Origin of the sequence: Shewanella sp. NKUCC01_JLK (assembly GCF_019345615.1) — a bacterium.
In the GTDB taxonomy this organism is placed as follows: Bacteria; Pseudomonadota; Gammaproteobacteria; order Enterobacterales; family Shewanellaceae; genus Shewanella; species Shewanella oncorhynchi.
Window position 1 is genome coordinate 127,226 of record NZ_JAHKRD010000008.1, and the last position, 23,350, is coordinate 150,575.

A 23,350-nucleotide genomic window follows, 5' to 3' on the forward strand; every position below is an offset into this window, starting at 1 on the left:
AAATAGCGATCAAATGAGCACTGAACTCATCGATGCGGTTAAAGCCAAAGATACGCTTGCTGTTAAGCGCATTATTGCAAATGACGCTAATCTTGAAGGCGTGGACAATGGCGGGATGACGGCACTCTTGCATGCCTGTGAGTTGCAGTCTTTTGAACTGCTCAAATTATTGGTGGATGCGGGGGCCAATGTGAATCATCCAAACTCGCAGGGGTATCATCCGCTCGATATTGCTTACTGGCAGGGTGAGTTCCGCATGGGATGCTATACCGCTGAGAGTGAGCGCATGGTGAGCTATTTAACCCGCCACGGCGGCAAATCTTTTAGCTAGGTGAGGTGCTAAATAGCATCAAGATGCGAAAGCTAAAAACTGCAAAATGATAAAAAGCCCTATAAACAAAAATCGCGTTAAGCTGGGCCTAACGCGATTTTTTATTACTCACTTACAACCTAATCACCAAAGTCATCGAGTAGGATATTTTCTGGTTCAACGCCTAGGCTTTCAAGCATCTTAATCACTGAAGAGTTCATGATTGGAGGACCACACATGTAGTACTCGCAGTCTTCTGGTGCCTTATGATTTTTAAGATAATTCTCATAAATCACATTATGAATAAAGCCAGTGTAGCCAGTCCAATTATCCTCAGGCAATGGCTCAGATAACGCCACATGCCAAACGAAGTTGTCATTCTCGGCCGCTAGAGCATCGAAATCCGCTTGATAAAACACTTCACGGGTCGAACGAGCACCGTACCAGAAGCTCATTTTACGTGTGGTTTTCTTACTCTTAAGCTGATCGAAAATGTGTGAACGCATAGGTGCCATGCCGGCACCGCCACCGATAAACACCATTTCCGCATCGGTTTCCTTCACAAAGAACTCACCGAATGGCCCTGAAATGGTCACTGTATCGCCCGCTTTCAGGTTGAAGATGTAAGATGACATCTTGCCCGCTGGCACATTGGCCGATGGCGGCGTCGCAATCCGCACGTTCAGCATAATGCGGCCCTTTTCATCGGGATAGTTGGCCATAGAGTAAGCGCGCAACACTTCTTCATTAACGGTAGAGACAATGTCAAACAGGCCGTATTTGTCCCAATCGCCACGGTATTTTTCAGGAATATCAAAGTCAGCGTATTTCACCACATGGGCTGGTGCTTCAATTTGAATATAACCCCCCGCTTTAAAGCGAACATCTTCACCTTCGGGTAACTCAAGCAATAGCTCTTTGATAAAAGTTGCCTTGTTATCATTAGAGATCACCTGACATTGCCACTTCTTCACCCCAAAGATTTCTTCGTCGAGCTCAAGTTCCATATCGGTTTTCACTGAGACTTGGCAGGCGAGACGACAACCTTCTTTAGCCTCTTTCTTGGTGATATGGCCCATTTCAGTCGGCAGAATGTCACCGCCGCCCGATTTGATTTTCACTCGGCACTGACCACAGGTTCCGCCGCCACCACAGGCAGACGGAATAAAAATACTCTGACTCGCCAAAGCGCCGAGTAACTTGTCACCCGCGGCAACTTGAATGCTTTTTTCGGCATCTTCGTTGATGCTGATCGTCACTTCACCCGTAGCCACTAATTTCTTTTTGGCGATTAGAATCACTATCACCAATAGACAGACCACTAGCGTGAACATGCCTATGCCAATTGCCATTTCCATCGTATTACCCTTTTCTAGCTCTTTTCTAAAAAGAATCTGGTTTCACTTTCTCAATTCTTGGCTCGCCTACTGTAGCTTTACAGCGAGATCCCTGAGAAAGACATAAAGCCCAGCGCCATCAAGCCTGTAGTAATAAAGGTGATACCAATACCTTGTAAGCCTTCAGGAATCGCGTTGAATTTCATTCTTTCGCGCAGTCCCGCCAGCAGTACAATCGCCACCGCCCAACCAAGACCCGAGCCCATCGCAAACACCACTGACTCACCGAAGTTGTAATCACGGTTCGCCATAAAGATCACCCCGGCAAAAATCGCGCAGTTCACTGTGAGCAAAGGTAAAAAGATCCCAAGGGAGTCATACAGGCTAGGAATGTACTTATCCAAAAACATTTCAAGGATTTGCACTAACGCCGCAATCACACCAATGAAAGTGATCAGTTGCAGGTAACTTAAATCGATACCGGGTAATCCCGCCCAAGACAGTGCGCCAGGTGCGAGCACTTTGACGTAAATCAGCTGGTTTAACGGCACGGCTAAGGTCATCACCACAATCACAGCGACACCTAGACCAAAGGCGGTTGACACCTTTTTAGACACGGCCAAGAAAGTACACATGCCCAAGAAGAACGACAGCGCCATGTTGTCGATAAAAGTGGCCTGCAAAAATAGATTTATATAGTGTTCCATATCTGCTCCTTAACCCCGTTTCCGCTGGATCACATTGATAGTCCAGATCAACACACCAATCAGGAAGAAGGCGCTCGGTGGTAACTTGAACATCTCGTTTGGCAAGTACCAGCCACCATTCTCGATGGTGGTAAACACAGGGTGACCGAATAAATTCCCCGTCCCTAACAGCTCGCGTACAAAGGCGACGCTGATCAAAATCAAACCATAACCTGTCGCATTACCAAGCGCATCGACGACCGCTAAATGCGGTGGATACTTCATGGCGAAGGCTTCTGCACGGCCCATGATGATACAGTTAGTGATAATTAACCCAACGAATACAGAAAGTTGCTTAGATAACTCATAGGCTACATCCTGCAGAACCATGTCGACGATAATCACCAAGGAGGCGATAACCGTCATCTGCGCGATAATGCGCACACTGGTCGGGATAAAGTTACGCATGGCAGAGATAATCAGGTTAGAAAACACCAATACAAAGGTCACTGCGAGCGTCATCACCACAGCGGTTTGCATTGAGTTACTGACCGCCAGTGCCGAACATACGCCCAGCACTTGCATCGCGACGGGGTTATTGGCAAACACTGGCCCCGTTAACATGTCACGCATGGATAAAGTGTTGCTCATTTTGCCTCTCCCAACTCACCTTGCAATTCACCCTGCGTGGCCGTCGCTTTCAGCTGATTGAAGAAGGTTTGAAAACCCTCAACGCCAAACCAAAACTCCATTGCGCGCTGCACGCCGCGGCCCGTCATGGTCGCGCCACTTACCGCATCGACACCATGAATATCGCCTTCTTTAGCGCCGCCTTTCACAAGACGTATCGAAAACTTGCCTTTTTCATCAAACAATTGCTTACCCTTCCATAGTGACACCCACTTAGGATCAGTTAAAAAATCGCCGATACCAGGGGTTTCACCGTGCTCGTACACGACGAGCCCTTTAATGGTGTTGAAATCGGGTTCAACCGCCACATAACCGTAGATCATCGACCACAGACCTTTGCCATAGAAAGGCACAACCACGCTGTCTAACTTGCCGTTGGCATCGAGCACTTTAAACACGCGGGCATCGTTCGCACGGGTTTTAATCTTGGCGATATCTTTTTTCGGCGCACTTGAAGTCTCAGGATTAATTGCCGCCATACGCTCATCGAAATCGAGGACGTTAGCGTCTGAGTCCACCTTGCCTGTATCTAAGTTGATCAATAATGGCTTAACGGATTTAGCAAAAATCTCTCTAAACTCATTGCCCTGACCTAAGTTCACATCGGCGGCCATCAACACATAGCGCTGCACTTCGTCACGTTTTTTGGCGACTTTACGTTCTTTCAATATGCCTGCTGTGCCTGTGATCATAAAAGAGCACAGGAGGCAGAGCGTGATGGTGAAGATCATGGTCCCCACCACAGTATCTTTCTTAAATACCATGACGTTTTAATCTCCGTTTGATGTTGGCGCGGGCCACCAGATAATCGAACAGCGGCGCCCAAAGGTTGGCGAACAGAATGGCTAACATCACGCCCTCAGGCATTTTGGGGTTAGCGACACGGATAAGCACAGTCATAAAACCAATCAAAGCACCGTAGGCAAACTTGCCTTGGCGAGTGTACGAAGTGGTTACAGGATCGGTGGCCATAAACATCATTGCTAGCGCAAAACCGCCAGTGACAAGATGCCAAGTCCACGGCATTGCCATCATTTGATTGCTGCTAGAACCGATGTAATTACACAGCGTTGCTGTCGCTATCATGCCCAGCAACACACCGAGCACAATGCGCCAATCCGCTAAGCGGCTGATCAGCAATAATGAACCGCCGATCAAAATCGCTAAGGTGCTGGTTTCGCCAATCGCGCCCACGGTAAAGCCAAAAAAGTTGTTCCACCAGTTAGGATCGCTAAAGGCGCTAAACCAAGAGTAATCGGCAAAACTCAACTTGCCCGCTGCGGTTTGTGCCAGCGCTGTTGCACCAGAGAAACCATCAACGGCAACTAGCTGTTTAATGGTTGAAACTTCAGATGGATAGGCGAAGTAGATAAAAGCCAAGCCCGCCAGCGCAGGGTTAAGGAAGTTATATCCCATGCCACCAAATAGCTCTTTAGCCACGACCACACCAAAGGAAATCCCCATGGCCACCAGCCACAACGGTGTCGATACTGGCAAGATTAAGGTAAACAGCAGGGCCGTCACGAAGAAGCCTTCGTGCAACTCTTGACCACGAACCCGCGCAAACACCACTTCCCAAAACAAACTGGTGAGCAGTGCTGTCAGGTAAATCGGCAGATAAAAACTAAGACCATAGAGGAATAAACCTAATATCCCAGTGTCTTGGCTAAGGCTGCCAAACAGGGTATTAAAGATTTCTAACTTCCAAATATCTGGCGTCGATAATCCTCCCGCGAGCGCAAGCTGTGCCTGTAGGCCAATGTTATATAGACCGAATAAAATGGCGGGCAGTAAACACAAACCGACTAGCGTCATGGTACGTTTCACGTCAATCGCGTCACGCACATGCACTTGGCCCTTAGTGCTACGACCGTTGGCAATGACGAGTGAGCGCAAAAAGCCCTTCATCGACTTACCCGTTGCGTAGTACTCTTGTTGTAAATCAGAGGCGTCCTGTAAATCAGGTTTTTTCACTTGTTTGGTCATTAACCTTCCCTCTCAATAACATCTAGACAGGCACGTAATTCTTTACCAAAGTCATATTTGCCGGGACATACGAAGGTACACAGCGCCAGATCTTCTTCATCTAACTCCAATGCACCTAAGGCTTGCGCCTCGTCGGTATCACGCACCACTAAGTCTCGAACGAGTAAGGTGGGTAAAATATCCAGTGGCATCACGCGATCTAACTGACCAAAAGCCATCATGGCGCGAGCAGAACCGCCCTGATGAGTCGTAAACTCGAACAATTTAGTCGCACCAAACAGACGTGATGTTACGGCACGAGTGATGGAGAATTTGTCAGAACCACCGCGCACCCAAGGGAGAACATGGTGCTGCGAATCTTCGCTCAACACTGACACTTGGTTGTGGAATCGGCCTAAAAAGTCATGTACGCCCGCCGCGGTATGGCCAGATAACACAGATCCCGATACCACGCGGTTATGGCCAGGTTTGATTTCATCACTCACTAAGGCACTTAGCTCAGCGCCCAATTGAGTGCGCAGTAAACGCGGGTTCAGCACGCTCGGGCCACCTAAGGCGACGATGCGGTCGGTATACAACTCACCGGTTTGGAATAACTTGCCGTAGGCAATCACATCTTGATAACCGATATGCCATACCTGACGTTCTAAACTCACTGGCAAGGTAAAGTGAATATGAGTGCCCACTAAACCCGCAGGATGAACACCATCAAAACGGCGCACCTCAAGTTGTGGTAATGCTTCTTTAACAATCGCTTCGCCCTTATCCTGGCACAGGTAAACCTTGCCTTCGGTTAAACGGCTCAACACCAGCAAGCCAGCTTTAAAAGCTTCGGTTTGCTCGGCGATGATCAAACGCGGATCAGCGGCCAGTGGATTAGTATCGATAGCGGTGACGAAAATACCTGCTGGCGTGCTATCGAGCGCAGGCACGCGCGAGAAAGGCCGAGTACGCAGGGCAGTCCATAGACCACTCTTCACCAACTGGTCTTGAACGGTTGGCCGAGGGAGAGCGGCGATGTCTTGATGGATATCGAAGGAAATCTGCCCATCGCGGTTTTCACCGTCATCACAACGAATGACGACTGATTGTAGAATTCGACGCTCGCCGCGGTTAATTGCTACGACTTGGCCACTAGCAGGTGCAGTGAACAACACACCAGGCGTTTTTTTGTCTTCAAATAGGGCTTGGCCCTTTTGAACAAAATCACCCTCTTCGACCAACATCGTCGGCTTAAGCCCAACGAACTCTTCTCCCAGAACAGCCACTTGGGATGGCTTAGCACCGAGTTCAATGACCTGTCGCGGCTCACCAACAATCGGCAAGTCGAGGCCTTTTTTGATCGTTACAATTTGGTTTGAAAAATCTGCCATCACAAATATCAACCATGAAAAATTTTTAGATAAATTTAGGGTAGAGATTTGTTAACGCAGATTCCGATATTGGCGTCACATTCCGCTGCAAATTCGTAAGTTAGATACGTAAATTTACGCAATTTTGTGACACAGATTCACATCCTTACTTACTGTAATCTGCAAATGTAGTTTTATAACAATTTATTCATAAATACGTCATTACTGATTTAGTAGTACCTAAGGTTTACAAAAATAAGCAAAAATATCCATTTCAGTGCAGTAAAGCGCTAAAACCGTTAAAAGAGCAACTCAGCGAACAAACTTCAGCCAATGGCATGCCTCAAAATGGGGCAGGATGGCTAAACTTGCTGGCTATTTTTAGCGCACTAACATTTCAACCTATGGTTTAACCTTTGCTTTACAGCAAAAGCTTGGTAGCCTCAAACTAAGAGAGTTTCCGTAGGAGAAATAGATGGAATACAGACGCATACCGCATTCTAATCTTGAGGTCAGTAAAATTTGTTTGGGCACTATGACTTGGGGCGAACAAAATACCCAAGCCGAAGCGTTTGCACAGCTGGACTACGCCATAGGCAATGGCATCAACTTTATCGATACGGCGGAAATGTATCCCGTACCACCTAAGCCGGAGACCCAAGGGGAAACCGAGCGTATCCTAGGGCAATATATTAAGGCCCGCGGTAACCGAGACGACTTAGTGATCGCCACTAAAATTGCCGCACCGGGGGGTAAAAGTGATTACATTCGCAAAAATATGGCGCTGGACTGGAACAACATCCACCAAGCGGTCGATGCATCTTTAGCACGCCTCCAAATAGACACTATCGACCTTTATCAAATCCATTGGCCTGACCGTAATACCAATTTCTTTGGTGAACTGTTTTACGATCAACAAGAGCATGAACATCAAACACCGATCCTCGAGACCCTAGAAGCGCTCGCCGAAGTGATCCGCCAAGGTAAAGTGCGCTATATCGGTGTGTCGAACGAAACGCCTTGGGGCTTGATGAAGTACCTGCAACTCGCCGAAAAACATGGCTTGCCGCGTATTGTGAGTGTGCAAAATCCCTATAACTTGCTTAATCGCAGTTTCGAAGTCGGCATGAGCGAAATCAGTCACCGCGAAAACTTGCCATTACTGGCCTATTCGCCACTGGCCTTTGGCGCCTTGACGGGAAAATATTGCAACGACCAATGGCCTGAAGGCGCGCGCCTGACCTTGTTTAAGCGTTTCGCCCGCTATACAGGTTCGCAAATGGCTCTGGAGGCGACAAAAGCCTATGTCGATTTGGCCCGCGAGTTCAAACTCACGCCCGCACAAATGGCGTTAGCTTTTGTTAACTCACGTAAGTTTGTCGGCTCCAATATCATAGGCGCCACCGACTTATATCAACTGAAAGAAAACATCGACAGTTTAAAAGTCACCTTATCACCAGAGCTATTAGTGCGATTAAACCAACTGTCCGATCAATTTAGATTACCTTGCCCTTAGTCGATAATCGGGTTAAATAGTGGAACTATGGCATCAGGTAAATGCACCTGATGCTATAGGCTTTTCAGCAGTAGAATCACACCTCAATTGATTAAATGGACCTTATCATGTTCTATATACTTTTTTGGCTAATGCTATGTTTTGTCACTGCAATTATAGCTTCCAGTAAAAACAGATCAGCCGTTTTATGGTTCTTCATCTCATTTATTGTGAGTCCATTGATTGGCATTATTTGCGTTGCTTGTATGCCTGCAATCACGAAAAATGAGGCTCAAGCACACACAAATGAAAATGTTCAAGAAGATAAATCACTTTATCGTGACTGCCCAGAATGCGCTGAAGAAATAAAATGCGCTGCCCGAAGGTGTAAACATTGTGGCTCAGAGGTAGTGCCGCAGGAAATACCCCAAGTAGAACATGCTGCAATCTTAGATGAAAATGCTGACGGTCAGCCATGCAGTATCTGTAAAAGTAGAAGAACGCATGACCTATATAACGGTGTCGCTATTTGTAATCAGTGTAAAGTTTGGAATTAGTCTGCTACTTGGTTAATTCGATGACCTAATAGCATCAAGAAACGCTCTTGATGCTATCAATTTTAAAAATTAATAATCTTAAAACCTTATTACAAACCTAATCCCTCCTCGTTTAATAAGAGATTATCCTCCTTTCAAACCTTATCTAGGTTACATTCGGATACAGAGTCCTTTTAAGAAGTGAAATATAGTGGCATCACAGTCACTAGACAGATGTCTTAAGGATAAAAAAATGAAAAAACTTTGCTTTGTAATCACAAGTGTTTTGATGTCAAGCCACGCTCTTGCTGAAAGCAATACCTACATTCGTAACGGTAATATCTATAGTCATCAAGATCAGTTCTTTGCTGGCGCAGGTGTTGCTACTGGTAGTCAATTTTATAAGGGTCAAGATCACCAGACAGGTGCCTATCTCAATGGCGGCTACCACGGTGAAGACTTCAACGCCGATCTGTCCGGCATCAACTACCGCTTTTTAGGCACGAACGATAGTGCCGTTAATTTCAGTATCTTTGCCGTTGCCAATCCCGGCTTTGATGCCGATGATGCGGATATTTTAACGGGCATGAAGGATCGCAAATTCAGTGGTGATCTGGGTTTAAACGCCGACATTCATTTAGGAAATGGCACGCTATCAACCAAATTCCAACACGATGTCACCAATATTTATGATGGTTTTCAGGCTGATATCACCTATTACCATCCAATAAATGTAGGCTTCGGTGATCTGGTGCCTTATGCGGGTGTGCACTACTTCAGTAAAGACTTCGCAAACTACTACACAGGTGTGACACCATCTGAAGCTACGGCGCAGCGTCCTGCCTATCAAGCCGACGGCACCTTTGCCTATAAGCTAGGCTACGCTTTGGTTATTCCAGTCACTAAGCATTTAGATATTACTCAAGCCACTGGTTACTCGCACATAGGTGCCAACATGGCTGACTCTCCGCTAATAGACAGTAACAACCAGTGGGTTACTACCCTTGGCGTGAACTATAGCTTCTAAACAACCTGACGAGACAAGACCATGACACTTATCAGAAAAACGTTTTTATGTGCTGGATTAGCTTTGATGCTTTCAGCTTGTGCCACTTCCTACGATACCGAAAAGCAATTTTGGTCTTTCGGTAAAGGATTTGAAACCGCACAGATTGCACCCGATAGCTGGCAGATAAGCTTTGTTGGCAATACCAACACTGACCGCGCATTGGCCCGAAAGTACGTCATGCGTAAGTCAGCAGAGTTATGCAAACAAGCGGGTTATAACTACTTCACTTTTACTCACGAACAAACCGATCGCGATGCAATTGGCCAGTTTGGAGTAGGAGCGAGCGCGAGTAAGGATATCTTGTGGGGGAGTTCGACGATGAATCAAGAAACCTCTGTCATGGTCGAAGTCACAGGTTTACATAGCAAGCCAGAAAATGCGAATTCCCGCATCTATGAAACAGATTACATACTTAACAATGTCAATGTGAAAAGTTAATTGCTCATCAAAAATGCACCAGTCTAGATTCTCGTTAGGTATCAATGCTGGTGCGTTTTATTTATAAATCCCCCCCTGTTCAGCACCAATTCGTTAGGCACTCATTCGTATAGTGAGTTGAGTCATTCTGCCTCTATCTCTAAATCAACACCGCAGATTAGATGACGTAGGTTTAGCCGCATTGCTCGCTTCAGCTCATGTTAAAGAAACAGACAAAAACGACTCAAACCTCGCATTATACCAATCGTATTAAACCCCCAATTTAAACTTCAGCCTTGAATTTTAGTGACATGCGAGCACCACCCAAGTCAGGAGCACGGCCAATACGTAATGGGGAACCCATCCAACAACCAATTCTATCGACAATCGCCAGACCCATGCCATGACCGGAATTTCCGCGGCTGTGCTGACCACGTACAAAAGGTTTAATCACTTGAGCAGATTCCTGTTCATCTATGCCAGGGCCATCATCGTCAACGTGTAACCACGCAATCCCATCTTCCAATGCCAACATCAACCGGATATTGGCACGGCCAAAACGCAGCGCATTACTGAGCAAGTTATTCACCTGCATTGACAAGTACTTAGGATCTGTTTTGATATTTAGCGGTATTGGGCAGGTGATGAGTTCCATTGAAAACCCTGAGTATACTTGGCCTTGATACTTTTCCAGCAACCAAGTATTAAGCTCAATAGGTTGCCAATCAGGTTGGATATTCGCCTCATCGAGGCGGGCATAGCTGAGCAGTGTCATGACCAACTCTTCCATAGTGTCCAGATCGCGGTTCAATCGCTGAAAATACTTCACCCTAAGTTGTTCGCTTTGGGTTTCTTCTAACGCCGCAATACCAAATCGCAGCCGCGCAATCGGAGTTTTTAAATCATGGGAAACTGCCCGACTAAGCAATTTATTGTCATCGATTAATTGCTGGATGCGATCTGCCATACGGTTGAATTCGCTTTCTATTGTGCCTATGTAGGACGCTTTACTGACCACAATTCGCTGCTGTAATTCTCCCATACCAAATGCTTGAGTCACCTTACTGAGATTAACCAGTTGGCGGATTAAAGGAGACACCCACACCAACAAAATCACCACCACACCGCCATAAAAAAGCATGGTATACAGCTTATTCGCGTTAAAACTCACATCGGCTGGCGTCACTATCTGGGTATTGATATTCAGCACCTGACCCGTTTTAGGCAATAAATAGTGCAAAGAGATGCCGTCATCGGACTCCAGCAATAATGATTCCCCTGAATAAAACTCTGTCTTTAGGGCTGAGGGTAAGACAAAATCTGCTTCATTCACCAAAGACAATTGATCTGCATTTCGCTGATTCCAGTTGTCTATAAACGCATTATTAGGGGCGGGATCGTTATCTAACGTTTGCGCCAGTGAACCGCCCAGCAGTTTTAATGCCGCGAGGTGAGTTGCTGGGCTAGGCGTTTCATTATCAGGATCAATAAGTGTTGCAAACTCACTTATCGACCAGCCTAGGCTGGCAATGGCCACCAGCACGACCAGCACCAGAGAAGTCATTAACTTCTTCATAAAGCTTGCTCTGCCTCATCGCGGCAAAACAAATATCCCTTGCCACGAATGGTTTTGACTTTATAGGGCTGACTCAACGCTTCCTGCAACTTCTTGCGTAAGCGCGATATGCGAATATCCACCGAGCGGTCTAGGCCATCGTATTCAATGCCCCGCAGTTGGGCCACCAATTCATTGCGACTCACTATCGTGCCCGCCTTCAATGCCAGCAGCCACAAAACATCAAACTCATTGGCATTCAAATCCAGCGGCTGTTTATCAATGGTGACTGACTTTGCCGTCGCATTTAACACTAAAGAATCAAACACTAATTGCTGCTTTTGCTCCTCATCACTCACTCGGCGTAACAGGGCCTTTATCCGCGCTAACAGCACCTGTGGTCGAATCGGCTTAGTGAGGTAATCATCAGCACCGGCATCTAACCCGCGGATTTCATCGCCGTCCTCAACGCAAGCCGTCATAAATAAAATGGGCCCAGTATAAAATGCCCTGGCCTCCTTACACACATCGAAGCCATTCTTAACGGGCATCATCACGTCGAGTAGCACTAAGTCAGGCATCTCATCGGCTATCATCTCTAAGGCAAAATCACCTTGGCTGGCCACTGTGACTCCGTAACCGTGATCCAGTAAATAATCACTGATCCACTCTGCCAGTGAGGTATCGTCCTCTACGACTAAGATATGCTTTGCAACTGACATATTAGAATAACCTCCAACCGGACTGACTCTGTTTAGGGGCCTTATAAACCCATGTCACGACCACTTTAACTTGCGCGAGCGGTTGCACATCATCATTACGGATAAGACTAAAAGTCGCCGTTTTATCCCCTTCAAAACTATATTGATATTCTTGCATAGCTTTGCCAGTCCAGCAGGTTAACTGGTGCTGACGGTCTGTCAGTATGAGGCAGTACTCGCCGCTCGCGGGTGTCTGCCATCGGAACAATACATCTTGATAGCAAGTTTGCCCTTTATGCAGTGCAATGCAGCGTTCTGGGGTTGCGGTAAAAATAACGGCATCATCCTGACTCCAAGCCAAAAAAGGCGCGCTCAGCATCACTACCGCTAACAATTGATAAAATCGGTTCATGCCCTCCTCCTAAAACACATAGCTAAGAGAAGCATTAAAATACGATGTATAACTCGCTTGATTGAAGGGACTGTCGGTCACTTCTTGGGATAACACATTGAAGCGGTACATGGCCCGAAAGACAAAATTTTCACTCAGCGGATAGGCAACCCCTAACTCCATGCCGTAACTGAAAGAGCTATCCGGCCGATACTCAGGAAAGCGTTCAGTGGCTTCTTCCTTACTGATCCCAAAAAGATAGCGATTCAAGGTGGCAGATGAGTAACCTACGCTCCCCAATACGTGAAAATTCCAATTACGAACCTGCCAGGACTTACCCAATCTGGCAGAACTTTGAATACCTTGATCATCATAATAATCAGATACTAACCTATACTGAAAAACATAGTTATCGCCCCAATAACGCGTGGCACGAAAACCGGCACCAACATAGAGAGAATCTTCCGATAGTAGATAAGCATTGCGGCCAGCTTCATCCAGCATACTGGGATCCACATCAGGACGGGACCATGAACCTTGCAAGTTAGCCAATAGCAGTTCTAATGACCAATCCTCTGAGCTCCAAAGATTAAATCCCAGATTAATGCCATCTTGAGATTGATGGATCATCTCAACAAACAGCCCTTTGTACTGGTACATGCCACTGACTAACAGCGACAACTGTGCAGAACCAGAATCCGTTTGCCGAACATCGACTTGATTAATCCCGTAAACACTCATGCCCAGCTCAAAATCACCGCCGTCAGCAAGGCGATTAGTTCCTCCAGTAACACTGCTCGCAATATCTGATGCTGCAGCGGTTCTAGGAAGAATGCTCAGCGTTAACACAAGAAGCCAAAGAATACGCATGCCCATTTAATTCACATTTTTAGTCGTTATTTAGCGCTACATATTACAACAGTTTGTTGCAAGTCACTGCACAACCAGTATCATTTTTACGGCAATTGTGTGTCGGATAACAAGAGAGACCTATATCCCAAACAACTTGAATCCTGCATCTTCAAATTGTTTGAGGATATACTCACCTCACATTGAGTTAAGGCACAAATGAGGCTCAAGCTAAGATGAAGTGGCGCCAGTTAAGTTAACCACTGTCAGTCGTTGGCACACTGAATTATGGGCTAATACATTTAAACAACTCGCACCTTAAACTGCTGCATCGTTTCCCTCAATGAATTAGCCTGCTTAGACAGTGACTCACTGGCTTTCGCGGTTTCGTTAGCGCTGCAGAGAACCAACTCACCCGAATCACGAATCGCATTAATGCGCTCACTAATATCTTCGGCGGTCACGGCTTGCTCCTCACTGGCGGTCGCGACTTGAGTATTAGCCTGAGTCAGTTCAGTCAACGCATCTAGAATCTCAAATAAGTGCTGCTTGGCTTGATTAACGAGCAGTGATGACTCACTGATTTGCTTATCGTTATTGGCGAAGGATTCGACTGAGGATTTGGCATCTTTCACAAGTGTTTGGATAAGATCGCTGATCTCCTGCGTGGCCGTTTGACTGCGCGTTGCCAATGCCCGCACTTCTTCGGCAACGACAGCAAAACCACGACCTTGATCTCCCGCCCGTGCCGCTTCAATCGATGCATTCAAAGCTAATAAGTTCGTCTGCCCCGCAATCGCATCGACCACTGAAACAAAGTTGAGGATTTTTCCCGTACTCGCTTGAACCTGTTGAATAAGTTGATTTGAATACTGGGCGCTGGCAACCAACTGCTTCGAGATTTTTTCGCTCGCATCGACAACCTCACAACTTTCTTTCACTTTATGCTCGGCTTGTCCCGCTGAGTAAGAAGCGGTTTCTGCACTACTCGCCACTTCAGTGATCGTTGCTGCCATTTGGGTCATAGAGGCGGCGACTTGGTCAGTGTTATCCTGCTGCCTCAACATAGCCTCACGATTATTCTCGGCCACCGCATTAAGCTCAGTCACCATAGAGGCAATTTCTTCACTTCGAGCAATCACTTGGCCAACAGTTTTACTTAAAGTCCACGCCATTTGATTCATACTGACGGTAAGTTCGCCTAATTCATCCTTGGAATCGACGCGCAGCTCTTGGTTAAAGTTGCCCTTTTCCATCATGGCGGCAGAATTACGTAACCGATTGATAGATTTGACCATGTATTGACTGCAAGCGATGCCAATCAATAATCCTATGACTAAAGACACTATCGAAATAATCGTTAAGCCATAAATGGCCCTAAGCTCTTCTTCCTCTGTTACAGAAACTGCAGCTTGAGTCATCAACGCTAAACGTTCTACGAATTGACTTAGCTCAGCATTAAACACATTTTGCGCTTCCTCTAAAGATTCAACCCGCTTAGCTAAAGCGGTATGGTCTTCTTTTTGCTGAATACCCGAAATAACGGTGCCAAGCAGGACTTTATAATCTGCAAAATGCTGAATGATCGTGTCAATATCTTGATTTAGCTGCTGTGTTTTCTCACGTACTTGAGGAGTTTTAGCGTTTTTTAATGCCTCTCCAAGCATGGTTTGAGTCGAGAGCAACTCCTTGCTAATGTCTTCATTGTGCTGAACAACATCCGCAATAAAAGCCGCTAGAATGAGTGGACTGGATACGGCGTCAACATCCGCGGCACGAAACGCTTTTTCTAGAATGACAGAGCTTTCAAGCTGCTTAATGGTGATGTCAGTCGATAGCCTGACTAATGGAATATTCTCTTCTGCAATGCCATGAATTTCCTCCGATACACGCTGCATCTTCAACAGACTAAATCCAGACAAAATCAAGATCAGTACTAACATCACCCCAACGAGGGCGATCATCTTATGTTTAATCCGTAAGTCTTTTAAAAGCTTCACCATAAAACTACTCTCCAGCAAACACTGACAACGAAGGACGTCCAATTTAGGATAGTCGGAGTTTTAACTTTCGGTGGATGAATTAAGCGTAAAGTATTAGCTGAATTTAAAAGAAAAACTTAAACATTAGAAAAATCGCATCATAGCTAAGCTCAATGATGCGTTAGAGTCTAAAACCGTTTAAGGCGTGCAAAATATCTATTAGGCAACAGTTTGACAGACCTTGGTGAAATTAGGCGTTCAATACCACTGTCCGATACCAACGCCTCAACAAACCGCTAAAACTTGCATTCACATGGCAGATCACAGAAGATCCCATGGCCTTTTTCATTGCCCTTAACCTCGCCCATGACTCAACCTGCATCGCCTACGCCAAATACTGTGACTAACACAGCGACGAATACAATGGCTGACATTGAAACATCCCATGCCTCGGCGAGTGCTATGCCTGATACCACAGTGACACTTGGCTCATCAGAGGCATATCAGCAAAATGCTCAGATCCGGTCGCAATTCCCAGCGTTAAATCAACTGCTTGATGGTTATCCCTTGTGTTATCTCGACACAGCAGCCACCAGCCAGAAACCGCAAATGGTGTTAGATGCCATGGCGCAGTTTTACGCTAACGACAATGCCAATGTACACCGTGCTGCGCATCAGTTATCAGCGCGTTCGACCTTAAGCTATGAGAAAGTGCGCGATCAGTTGCAGCAATTTTTGAAGGCAAAACGCCGCGAAGAAATCATTTTTACCCACGGCACCACAGAATCAATCAACTTAGTCGCCTTTGGACTGACTGCCCAATTAAGCGCTGGCGATGTGATATTAATCGACGCCGCCGCTCACCACGCCAATATCGTGCCTTGGCAGGAACTGGCGAAACGCACAGGGGCAATCATTAAACCAATCCCGCTCTGTCAGGATTGCCGCTTAGATATCAACGCCTATAAAACCTTGCTCGAGTTAAAGCCTAAAATCGTCGCCCTGTGCCATGTTTCCAACGCCCTAGGTACAGTCAATCCCGTGGCTCAGCTAGTGCAGTTAGCGAAAAAACATGGTGCTATCACCTTAGTTGATGGTGCGCAGGCAGTGGCGCATTTAACGCTGGATGTGACTGAAATCGATTGTGATTTCTACGTCTTCTCGGGGCATAAAATGTATGGTCCCACTGGTGTTGGCGTGCTTTACGGCCGTTTCGACGCGTTAGATAATCTCGCGCCACTATTAACTGGCGGCGAGATGATTAAACGCGTGAGTTTTGAGGCGACAGAATTTGGCAACCTGCCGAACCGCTTAGAAGCGGGCACACCGCCGATTGCTGAAGTCATAGGTTTGGGCGCGGCCATTACATTTTTACAAACCGAGCTCATGCCGCAGGTTCAAGCTTATGAAGCTGAACTAGTTAACTATTTACAAAGCCAATTGCGCGCACTCGGTGAAGTGCATTTATACGGCGCCTTTGATGACAATATCGGTGTCGTCGCCTTTAATCTTGCCGGTGAACATCACCAAGATGTAGGCATTTTGCTGGACCAACAAGGGGTTGCCGTTCGTTGTGGCCATCATTGTGCCATGCCATTAATGCAGAGCCTGAATCTTAAGGGCTGTTGCCGTGCCTCTATCGGTATCTACACCAATAAAGACGATATCGACCGCTTTATTGCCGCGTTAGCCTCGGTAAAAGACTTGCTGCTGTAATCCAGCATTTAGCCACTGATCTACGCCACTCATACGATGCTCAAAATAAGTTAGACAGGATTTAGCCCTATGACAGATTCAATCATGCCAAATGAGGCCGATTTTCACTATTTAGTGCAAGATGCCGAAACCTTACTGGCGCGTTTTACCAATGCCCCTAACTGGCAGGAAAGATATCGCCAAATTATGTTGCTAGGGAAAGACTTACCAAGTTTAAGCCCTGAGCTTCGCATCGAGGCCGCTCAAGTAAAAGGCTGCGAGAGTGATGCGTGGATTTACCATCTAAAACAGGCTGGCAAACACTATTATTTAGCCGACAGCGATGCCCGCATCGTTAAGGGATTGATTGGATTATTACTTGGTGCCTGCCATGGCAAAAGCCGCGCTGAAATCCAAGCATTTGATCCTACAGCTTACTTCAAACAATTGGGCCTAGAAGGTCAGCTCAGCCCATCGCGCACTAACGGCCTTAACTCACTGGCAAAAGCAATGGTTGAAGCCACTCGATAATCATAACCCGAGGGTTTTCATTTACTGCGACAAGCGATAATTGAAACCACTCGGCAACAACAAATAATCACAACTCTAGCTCAGGGGCAAAGGCCAAAAAAGGGATTTAATCAAAGACTTCTACGCCCTAAAAAGGTATAAAGAAGTTACATTTGCGTTATTGATAGGAACCGAGCATGCCCATCAAGGCAGTCAATCACTACCGTCGTACACTCCTTAAAGGTCTTGGCGCAGCAACTCTGTTAAGTCCACTCGCCAGTTTACCTAGCTTTGCCGCCGCACAGAGGCGGATATATGTCGATGGTTTATCTTTCCTTCCCGATGACTTAAGTGATGTAACTGCCGCTAAGCTCGATGCCTATCTTTGCGATATTTCGGCTATTGAGACCATAGAACAAGCCGATGGCACTCAAAACTACAAACGCACTTATAAAGCTTGCATGGAAAGCATTAAGCAGGCCGCTAAACGGGTAAGTGATCATCCCGATATTTTGTTGCAAGGCCTGAGGGGGCAAGATATTCAACGTGCACGCGACAGCCAACGCACTGCGGTATACTTTCAAATCCAAGGCGCAGATTGTGTCGAAGAAGACAGTGAAGCTAACCAGTGGGCGCGGGTAGATGAGTTTCATCAACAAGGGCTACGCGTACTGCAACTCACCCACCATTACGGTAATACCTTTGCCGGTGGCGCCTTAGACAGTGATGCCAGCGTCGGGCTCAATAAGCCGCTCACCGCACACGGACGTGAACTTATCGCCAAACTCAATCACGCCAATATCTTGATCGATGTGAGTCACTCCAGCGCTCAAACCGCTTTAGATGTCGCAAAAATCACTAAGTCACCCATAGTGCAAAGCCACGGCGCAGCGCGCGGCATAGTCAACCATGCCCGTTGTTCTCCCGATGAAGTGATCCGCGCCATCGGCGATAGCGGCGGCGTATTCGGCGTATTTATGATGAGTTTCTGGCTTACCAATAATGCCGTGCCCACGATTGATGATTATATTCGTCAACTGGAATACGTTATGCGTGTTGGTGGAGTGGACTGCGTGGCAATCGCGAATGACTTCCCGCTCCGAGGCCAAGAAAACCTACTGGCACTGGGTAATGACAACGCCAAAGGCATTAAAGAATATCAAGAATGGTGGTACAGCCTGAGGGCGAAAGGCGTGCTAGGTTTTGATGCAGAGCCAAGGCATGTCGTGATCCCTGAGCTGAATCATATCGATCGCATGAGCCGTATCGACGATGCCTTAGCCAAGGCGCGCTTTAAATCTACCGACCGCGACCGTTTTATGGGTGGTAACTGGCAAAGAGTGCTCAACAAAGTGCTACTGTAAATGCCATTGTTTTATCGTCATGTTTAATTTACTTTGTCGATAAATTTACTGACTTATCAGCTCATTTCAGTCTTGGATATTCTATGCTGACCACACTCGCTATTTTCAATTATCGCTCTCTGCGTGAAATCGTCTTGCCCCTAGGGCAACTCAATTTGATCACTGGGGCGAATGGCAGTGGTAAATCGAATCTATACAAGGCACTACGTTTACTCGCACAAACGGCGCAAGGCGGCGTTGTCAATGCTTTAGCCCAAGAAGGTGGACTCGACTCCAGCTTTTGGGCGGGACCAGAAAACCCCACCAAAAGTATGCTAGCGGGCGACACCGCCATTGAAGCCACCGTCAGGCAAGCGCCAAGACGCCTAAAGCTTGGCTTTGCCGGCGAAGATTTTAGCTATCTTATTGAACTCGGTTTACCCAAACCCGACGCCACCACGCTGTTTGGCTTAGATCCACAAATCAAGCGCGAAGCCATTTGGAACGGGCTTAAGTATCGACCCTCAACAGTATTGGTTGAGCGCCGTGGTCCTATGGTGAAGAGTCGCACTGCTGACGGACAAGGCTGGATAACCTTAGGCGCACACCTGCAAACCGGCGACAGTATTTTTACCGAACTTGCCGATCCAGAGCGCTGCCCTGAAGTGCTAAAACTTCGCGATAGTATCCGCGCATGGCGCTTTTACGATCACTTCAGAACCGATGCAGAAGCGCCAGCCCGTCGTCCACAATTAGGTACAGCCACGCCAGTATTGCACCACGATGGGCGCGACCTTGCATCAGCAATTCAAACCATTTTTGAGATAGGTGATAAAACGGCTTTTGACCATGCGGTCAGCGATGCGTTTCCCGGTGCTGAGGTTCGCATTGAACCTCAAGAGGGCGGCATTTTAGTGCTCGCATTTCATCAGCATGGTTTATTAAGGCCACTCAATGCCAGTGAATTGTCGGATGGCACCCTGCGCTATTTGCTGTTAATCGCCGCCCTACTGACCCCAAGACCGCCAGAGCTTATGGTGTTAAATGAGCCAGAAACTAGCCTACATCCCGACTTATTACCTGCGCTTGCACGCTTAATCGCTAAGGTGTCGGAAGAGTGCCAGTTGTGGGTGGTTTCCCATGCTAATCGGCTTATTAATGCCTTAAGTCAATTTGAACACTGCAATACCTTGGCCTTAGACAAAACCTTAGGCCAAACGCAGATCCAAGGCCAAGACTTACTCAATACGCCCAGTTGGCTATGGCAGAATCGTTAACCTATAGCCTTAATCAATCGTAAAATACCGCGAGCCATAGGGTTTCTGAACTTATAGAAGTCGAAGCGACTCGATGTTTTTGATGGGGCGGAATCGTTAAGTAATCTCCAGGGGTTAGCGTAACGGGTTCACCTTGTTCAAATTCAAGCGTCGCCTCGCCTTTGAGCAGCATCACCCATTCATGTTGAGTTTGATCGTACCATTGACCTTCGGGTAGATACCCAAACCACCTGAAGATGCAGGATTCAGCGGGAATTTAACGCACTTTAGGCAAGACGGCTATTTGCAGACCTAGTGGACTAAGTTAAAAATAGCCAACACGGCATAGAGTGCGTTAAAACCCGCCGGGACGGAGCGCTTAGGGCACTCCACTTCCGTGTTGCATCAATTCAGAAGGTGGCCGACATTCTGTCATTGATGCGCCTTGAATTGAAGCACCCTAAGCGCTCTGAAACTCGTATCTTCAGGTAGCTTGGGTATATTGCCCATTGGAAACGATGCGCTCAATAGTCACAGTATTATTACCCGCCAGTTTTTCAAAAGTTTCCGCCGATAAATCTGTGGGTAATTTTGCAAAAAAGTTATCAAGCATTTTGTCTTTATTCCTCTGCTTTTATTAATGTGCCACTCTGATTAAACGGTATTTGGAGCAATCAAGCATTGAGAAACGAATCCATAAACCGCTATGATATGCGCACAGAAATACTCAGTTGCGATGAGTATCACTCAGATAAGCTTAATGTTTTACATATGGATATGGAGATTTCCCCCAATGTCGTTGTTTCGCGCACTCAAAGCCAAGTTATTTCCCTCAAACCAAACTAGCCGCGATCCAAAAGACATTCATCTTCAAACTGAATCACAAACACTCAGCCAAGAACAAGATTTAACGCAGGAGCCGTCAGTCGCTGCACCGCTATTCCAGCGCTACTTCAGCTTAAAAATCCATGCGACAAAGGCAGACGCGACTTCTTGCGAAGAAAATGCCGACCACGGCTTAACTCTCTATCACTACGATACGCCCCAAGTCATAGAACTCTTAGGCTGGGAAAACGCCAATGAATGCTGCGACTTCCACCATACCGAATTCGACCGCCTCGAAATCAGCAATCAATTCCCTTTCCCCGAGCAGCACTTTTGGCTCGACAAGGTAAAAGTGTGCAGTATCACCCCCAAAAAGAACAGCCAAATAAAGGCGTTGTGGCAAGTTGAGCTTAACAATCTCGATGCATTATTGATAAGCCACTTTACCCTAGATGCAGACAATATAGTGCAAGGCGATATTCAAGATTACGCCAGCCTAACAGGCCAACTGCACCGCACTTTTCACCAACTCAATACTGAAGATGGTGCGGGTATACTTAGAATCATCACCCAAAGCCCAGGACTTACCCAAGCCGTCGATTCAAACTATTTTGGCGAACGTAATGGCGTGACCCGTCAATTCAATGCCCTAGGTACCCTGTTATTTGAAGGCAACTTTATTAATGATCAGCAACTTGGAACACAAACGTGGTATGACCATGAGGGCAAGATCAATCAAATAGAAGATCGCCATCCCCAAGGTCAATTTATTCAATACTTTTATGGCAATGGTCAGCTTAAAGAAACCGCCGAACAAGATAGCAATGGATATTATATCAATACGTTAACTCGCTACTATGAATCTGGACAAATACAGCTGATCCGGCCCTTAGTGCAAGATGTTATCCACGGAATTGAAAAACAATATTACCCTGATGGTTCACTAGAAGCTGAAAGATATTACAACCAAGGCTATGAATATGAAGCCGTTTGGTATCATCCCAATGGAGCGATTAAACAAAAAGTGTTTAACGATGTGACGGGCAAAGTCATTGAAGAGTTTTACGACTCAGGTAAGCCTGCATGGCGTGAACCCTTCAATACCGAAGGCCAATTACATGGCGAACATGTAAAATGGTATCCCAATGGTCAACTTGAAGAAAAAATCTATTTTAAGGATGGTAAAGAACAAGGCATGGCCCTTTGGTATCATGACAATGGTCAACTCGCCCTTGAGATCTATCTTGAAAAGGGACTCAGGGAAGGTCTATTTAGAAGCTATTATAAAAGTGGCGTGCTTTCGGCCGAAGGCCAATATAAAAATAACCTCTCGGTAGCCCCTTTTATTGAATACCACGAAAACCAGCAAATTCAGATGTACTTACCGCACACACAGGGCAACCGTGATGGCACTGCTCGCTGGTTTTATGAAGATGGCACGATACGTACAATTTCTAAATATGAAGTTCGTGATGGTCAAGGCTACCTCAAAGAGTCCAGCTTTTATAATAACAAAGGGATCCTCGAATCCTATCAGAGTCACTCGAATACCCGCTGCGGCTATAATCTTGATAATAATCAAAGGGAATACTATCAAGAAGGTATTGCCGATACTCGCATCGAATATTATGAAGATGGTGCCATTCGCTGGTTACTCACCCGTACGCAAGGGGATTTATTTAGCTCTAAATCCTTATCCCCTCAGGGTTTAATTTTAGAAACTGGCACAATCCAAATTACTAATGGTCGTTACCTCGATATCGGCCATTGGCAACGTTTTACGCCCCAAGGAAAAGTGTACCGCGAAGCCTGGCTAGATGAACAAGGCCAACTGATAGAAAGCCGCCACTACTTTGATTTTCATGAAAATATAGCAACTCAGGAAGATGAAGAACCTGAATGGGATAGTCCAGAAAATCCTAGTTATGACTATGATGAAGACGATGCTGATGGGCAAAGTAACGGACCAAATAACCGTTCGGATAACAGCGAACATCATGCTAGCAATAGTAGCAATAACGCATATTTATCTCGTCAGAAGTATCACGTACCCAATAGCAATACCACAACAAAACAGCGAGAAGATAAAACAATAGCAGATGTCGCCGCTCACACCGAAGAACCCATATTGGCTTATCACTTAAAATTTGATGATGAAAGCAAGCTTTATGCAATGAAACGCTATCATCCCAATCGCCAGATTGCCGAAGAAGGTAATTTACAAATTCAGGGACAGGAGCAATTCTGGGTCGGCATCCACAATCAATACGATGAGCAAGGCAAACTCAAGCTTTCCGAAACCTATACTATGGCGGGCGAACCGATAGAACACTCCACTAGCACAAGTAGGATAGTGTTAAATTAA

At 46.3% G+C, this 23,350-nt stretch carries 22 protein-coding genes and 1 pseudogene; 10 read left to right on the forward strand and 13 right to left on the reverse strand.

From position 1 onward, the window contains the following. Positions 1-13: 13 nt before the first annotated feature. Complete coding sequence (locus tag KO537_RS10400; protein WP_105250114.1) at positions 14-331, forward strand: ankyrin repeat domain-containing protein; 318 nt, start codon at positions 14-16, stop codon at positions 329-331. Between the two features lie 119 nt (positions 332-450). Here KO537_RS10400 and nqrF read toward each other — a convergent pair whose 3' ends face one another. The 6 genes from nqrF to KO537_RS10430 form a co-directional block, all read right to left on the reverse strand. Beyond that, on the reverse strand, positions 451-1,668 hold the full coding sequence (gene nqrF, locus KO537_RS10405; RefSeq protein WP_105250115.1) for an NADH:ubiquinone reductase (Na(+)-transporting) subunit F: 1,218 nt from the start codon (positions 1,666-1,668) through the stop codon (positions 451-453). A 77-nt stretch (positions 1,669-1,745) separates the two neighbouring features. After that, positions 1,746-2,354, reverse strand: a complete 609-nt coding sequence (nqrE, locus tag KO537_RS10410) for an NADH:ubiquinone reductase (Na(+)-transporting) subunit E (protein WP_105250116.1) — start codon at positions 2,352-2,354, stop codon at positions 1,746-1,748. Between the two features lie 9 nt (positions 2,355-2,363). Next, positions 2,364-2,984: an NADH:ubiquinone reductase (Na(+)-transporting) subunit D gene (locus tag KO537_RS10415; protein WP_219234437.1), complete on the reverse strand. Its 621-nt coding sequence runs from the start codon at positions 2,982-2,984 to the stop codon at positions 2,364-2,366. Further along, positions 2,981-3,787: a Na(+)-translocating NADH-quinone reductase subunit C gene (locus KO537_RS10420; protein WP_105250117.1), complete on the reverse strand. Its 807-nt coding sequence runs from the start codon at positions 3,785-3,787 to the stop codon at positions 2,981-2,983. The genes KO537_RS10415 and KO537_RS10420 overlap by 4 nt, the downstream gene beginning before the upstream one ends. After that, positions 3,777-5,009 (reverse strand): NADH:ubiquinone reductase (Na(+)-transporting) subunit B, encoded by a 1,233-nt coding sequence (locus KO537_RS10425; protein ID WP_028759366.1) that lies wholly within the window; start codon positions 5,007-5,009, stop codon positions 3,777-3,779. The genes KO537_RS10420 and KO537_RS10425 overlap by 11 nt, the downstream gene beginning before the upstream one ends. Beyond that, complete coding sequence (locus KO537_RS10430; protein ID WP_105250119.1) at positions 5,009-6,382, reverse strand: Na(+)-translocating NADH-quinone reductase subunit A; 1,374 nt, start codon at positions 6,380-6,382, stop codon at positions 5,009-5,011. The genes KO537_RS10425 and KO537_RS10430 overlap by 1 nt, the downstream gene beginning before the upstream one ends. Before the next feature lie 454 nt (positions 6,383-6,836). Between KO537_RS10430 and KO537_RS10435 the strand changes: the two genes are divergently transcribed. The 4 genes from KO537_RS10435 to KO537_RS10450 all read left to right on the forward strand — a co-directional run bounded on the left by KO537_RS10435 (position 6,837) and on the right by KO537_RS10450 (position 9,899). After that, positions 6,837-7,877, forward strand: coding sequence for an NADP(H)-dependent aldo-keto reductase (locus tag KO537_RS10435; RefSeq protein WP_105250120.1), 1,041 nt, complete (start codon positions 6,837-6,839; stop codon positions 7,875-7,877). Between the two features lie 107 nt (positions 7,878-7,984). Then, positions 7,985-8,413, forward strand: a complete 429-nt coding sequence (locus tag KO537_RS10440; protein ID WP_173246641.1) for a hypothetical protein — start codon at positions 7,985-7,987, stop codon at positions 8,411-8,413. A gap of 232 nt (positions 8,414-8,645) precedes the next feature. Beyond that, a complete protein-coding gene (gene ompV, locus KO537_RS10445; RefSeq protein WP_173246644.1) occupies positions 8,646-9,419 on the forward strand; it encodes an outer membrane protein OmpV in 774 nt (257 codons plus the stop codon). A gap of 21 nt (positions 9,420-9,440) precedes the next feature. After that, positions 9,441-9,899: a hypothetical protein gene (locus tag KO537_RS10450; RefSeq protein ID WP_219234438.1), complete on the forward strand. Its 459-nt coding sequence runs from the start codon at positions 9,441-9,443 to the stop codon at positions 9,897-9,899. Positions 9,900-10,161: 262 nt separating this feature from the next. Here KO537_RS10450 and KO537_RS10455 read toward each other — a convergent pair whose 3' ends face one another. From KO537_RS10455 to KO537_RS10475, 5 genes are all read right to left on the reverse strand, one after another. Beyond that, positions 10,162-11,454 carry an ATP-binding protein gene (locus tag KO537_RS10455; protein ID WP_219234439.1) on the reverse strand — a complete coding sequence of 431 codons (1,293 nt, stop codon included), beginning with the start codon at positions 11,452-11,454 and terminating at the stop codon, positions 10,162-10,164. Beyond that, on the reverse strand, positions 11,451-12,155 hold the full coding sequence (locus tag KO537_RS10460; protein WP_105250123.1) for a response regulator transcription factor: 705 nt from the start codon (positions 12,153-12,155) through the stop codon (positions 11,451-11,453). The genes KO537_RS10455 and KO537_RS10460 overlap by 4 nt, the downstream gene beginning before the upstream one ends. A gap of 1 nt (position 12,156) precedes the next feature. Further along, positions 12,157-12,546 carry a DUF3019 domain-containing protein gene (locus KO537_RS10465; RefSeq protein WP_168824817.1) on the reverse strand — a complete coding sequence of 130 codons (390 nt, stop codon included), beginning with the start codon at positions 12,544-12,546 and terminating at the stop codon, positions 12,157-12,159. 9 nt (positions 12,547-12,555) lie between these two features. After that, complete coding sequence (locus KO537_RS10470; protein WP_212599779.1) at positions 12,556-13,395, reverse strand: MipA/OmpV family protein; 840 nt, start codon at positions 13,393-13,395, stop codon at positions 12,556-12,558. A 281-nt stretch (positions 13,396-13,676) separates the two neighbouring features. Then, a complete protein-coding gene (locus tag KO537_RS10475) occupies positions 13,677-15,377 on the reverse strand; it encodes a methyl-accepting chemotaxis protein (RefSeq protein ID WP_219234440.1) in 1,701 nt (566 codons plus the stop codon). Between the two features lie 345 nt (positions 15,378-15,722). Between KO537_RS10475 and KO537_RS10480 the strand changes: the two genes are divergently transcribed. The 4 genes from KO537_RS10480 to KO537_RS10495 all read left to right on the forward strand — a co-directional run bounded on the left by KO537_RS10480 (position 15,723) and on the right by KO537_RS10495 (position 20,181). Then, complete coding sequence (locus KO537_RS10480) at positions 15,723-17,072, forward strand: cysteine desulfurase (RefSeq protein ID WP_219234441.1); 1,350 nt, start codon at positions 15,723-15,725, stop codon at positions 17,070-17,072. A 69-nt stretch (positions 17,073-17,141) separates the two neighbouring features. Beyond that, positions 17,142-17,582, forward strand: a complete 441-nt coding sequence (locus KO537_RS10485; RefSeq protein ID WP_219234442.1) for a SufE family protein — start codon at positions 17,142-17,144, stop codon at positions 17,580-17,582. A gap of 176 nt (positions 17,583-17,758) precedes the next feature. Next, the gene (locus tag KO537_RS10490) at positions 17,759-18,925 is read left to right on the forward strand and encodes a membrane dipeptidase (RefSeq protein WP_219234443.1); all 1,167 of its coding nucleotides are present in this window, start codon (positions 17,759-17,761) and stop codon (positions 18,923-18,925) included. 83 nt (positions 18,926-19,008) lie between these two features. Beyond that, positions 19,009-20,181 (forward strand): AAA family ATPase, encoded by a 1,173-nt coding sequence (locus KO537_RS10495; protein WP_219234444.1) that lies wholly within the window; start codon positions 19,009-19,011, stop codon positions 20,179-20,181. A gap of 13 nt (positions 20,182-20,194) precedes the next feature. Here the strand turns inward: KO537_RS10495 and KO537_RS10500 are convergent, their stop codons facing one another. Further along, a complete protein-coding gene (locus tag KO537_RS10500; RefSeq protein ID WP_309247088.1) occupies positions 20,195-20,437 on the reverse strand; it encodes a cupin domain-containing protein in 243 nt (80 codons plus the stop codon). Between the two features lie 219 nt (positions 20,438-20,656). After that, positions 20,657-20,773: pseudogene (locus tag KO537_RS10505) on the reverse strand (cupin); the annotation flags it as partial. Between the two features lie 180 nt (positions 20,774-20,953). Between KO537_RS10505 and KO537_RS10510 the strand changes: the two are divergent. After that, entirely contained in the window at positions 20,954-23,350 is a 2,397-nt protein-coding gene (locus tag KO537_RS10510; protein ID WP_219234445.1) for a toxin-antitoxin system YwqK family antitoxin, read from the forward strand.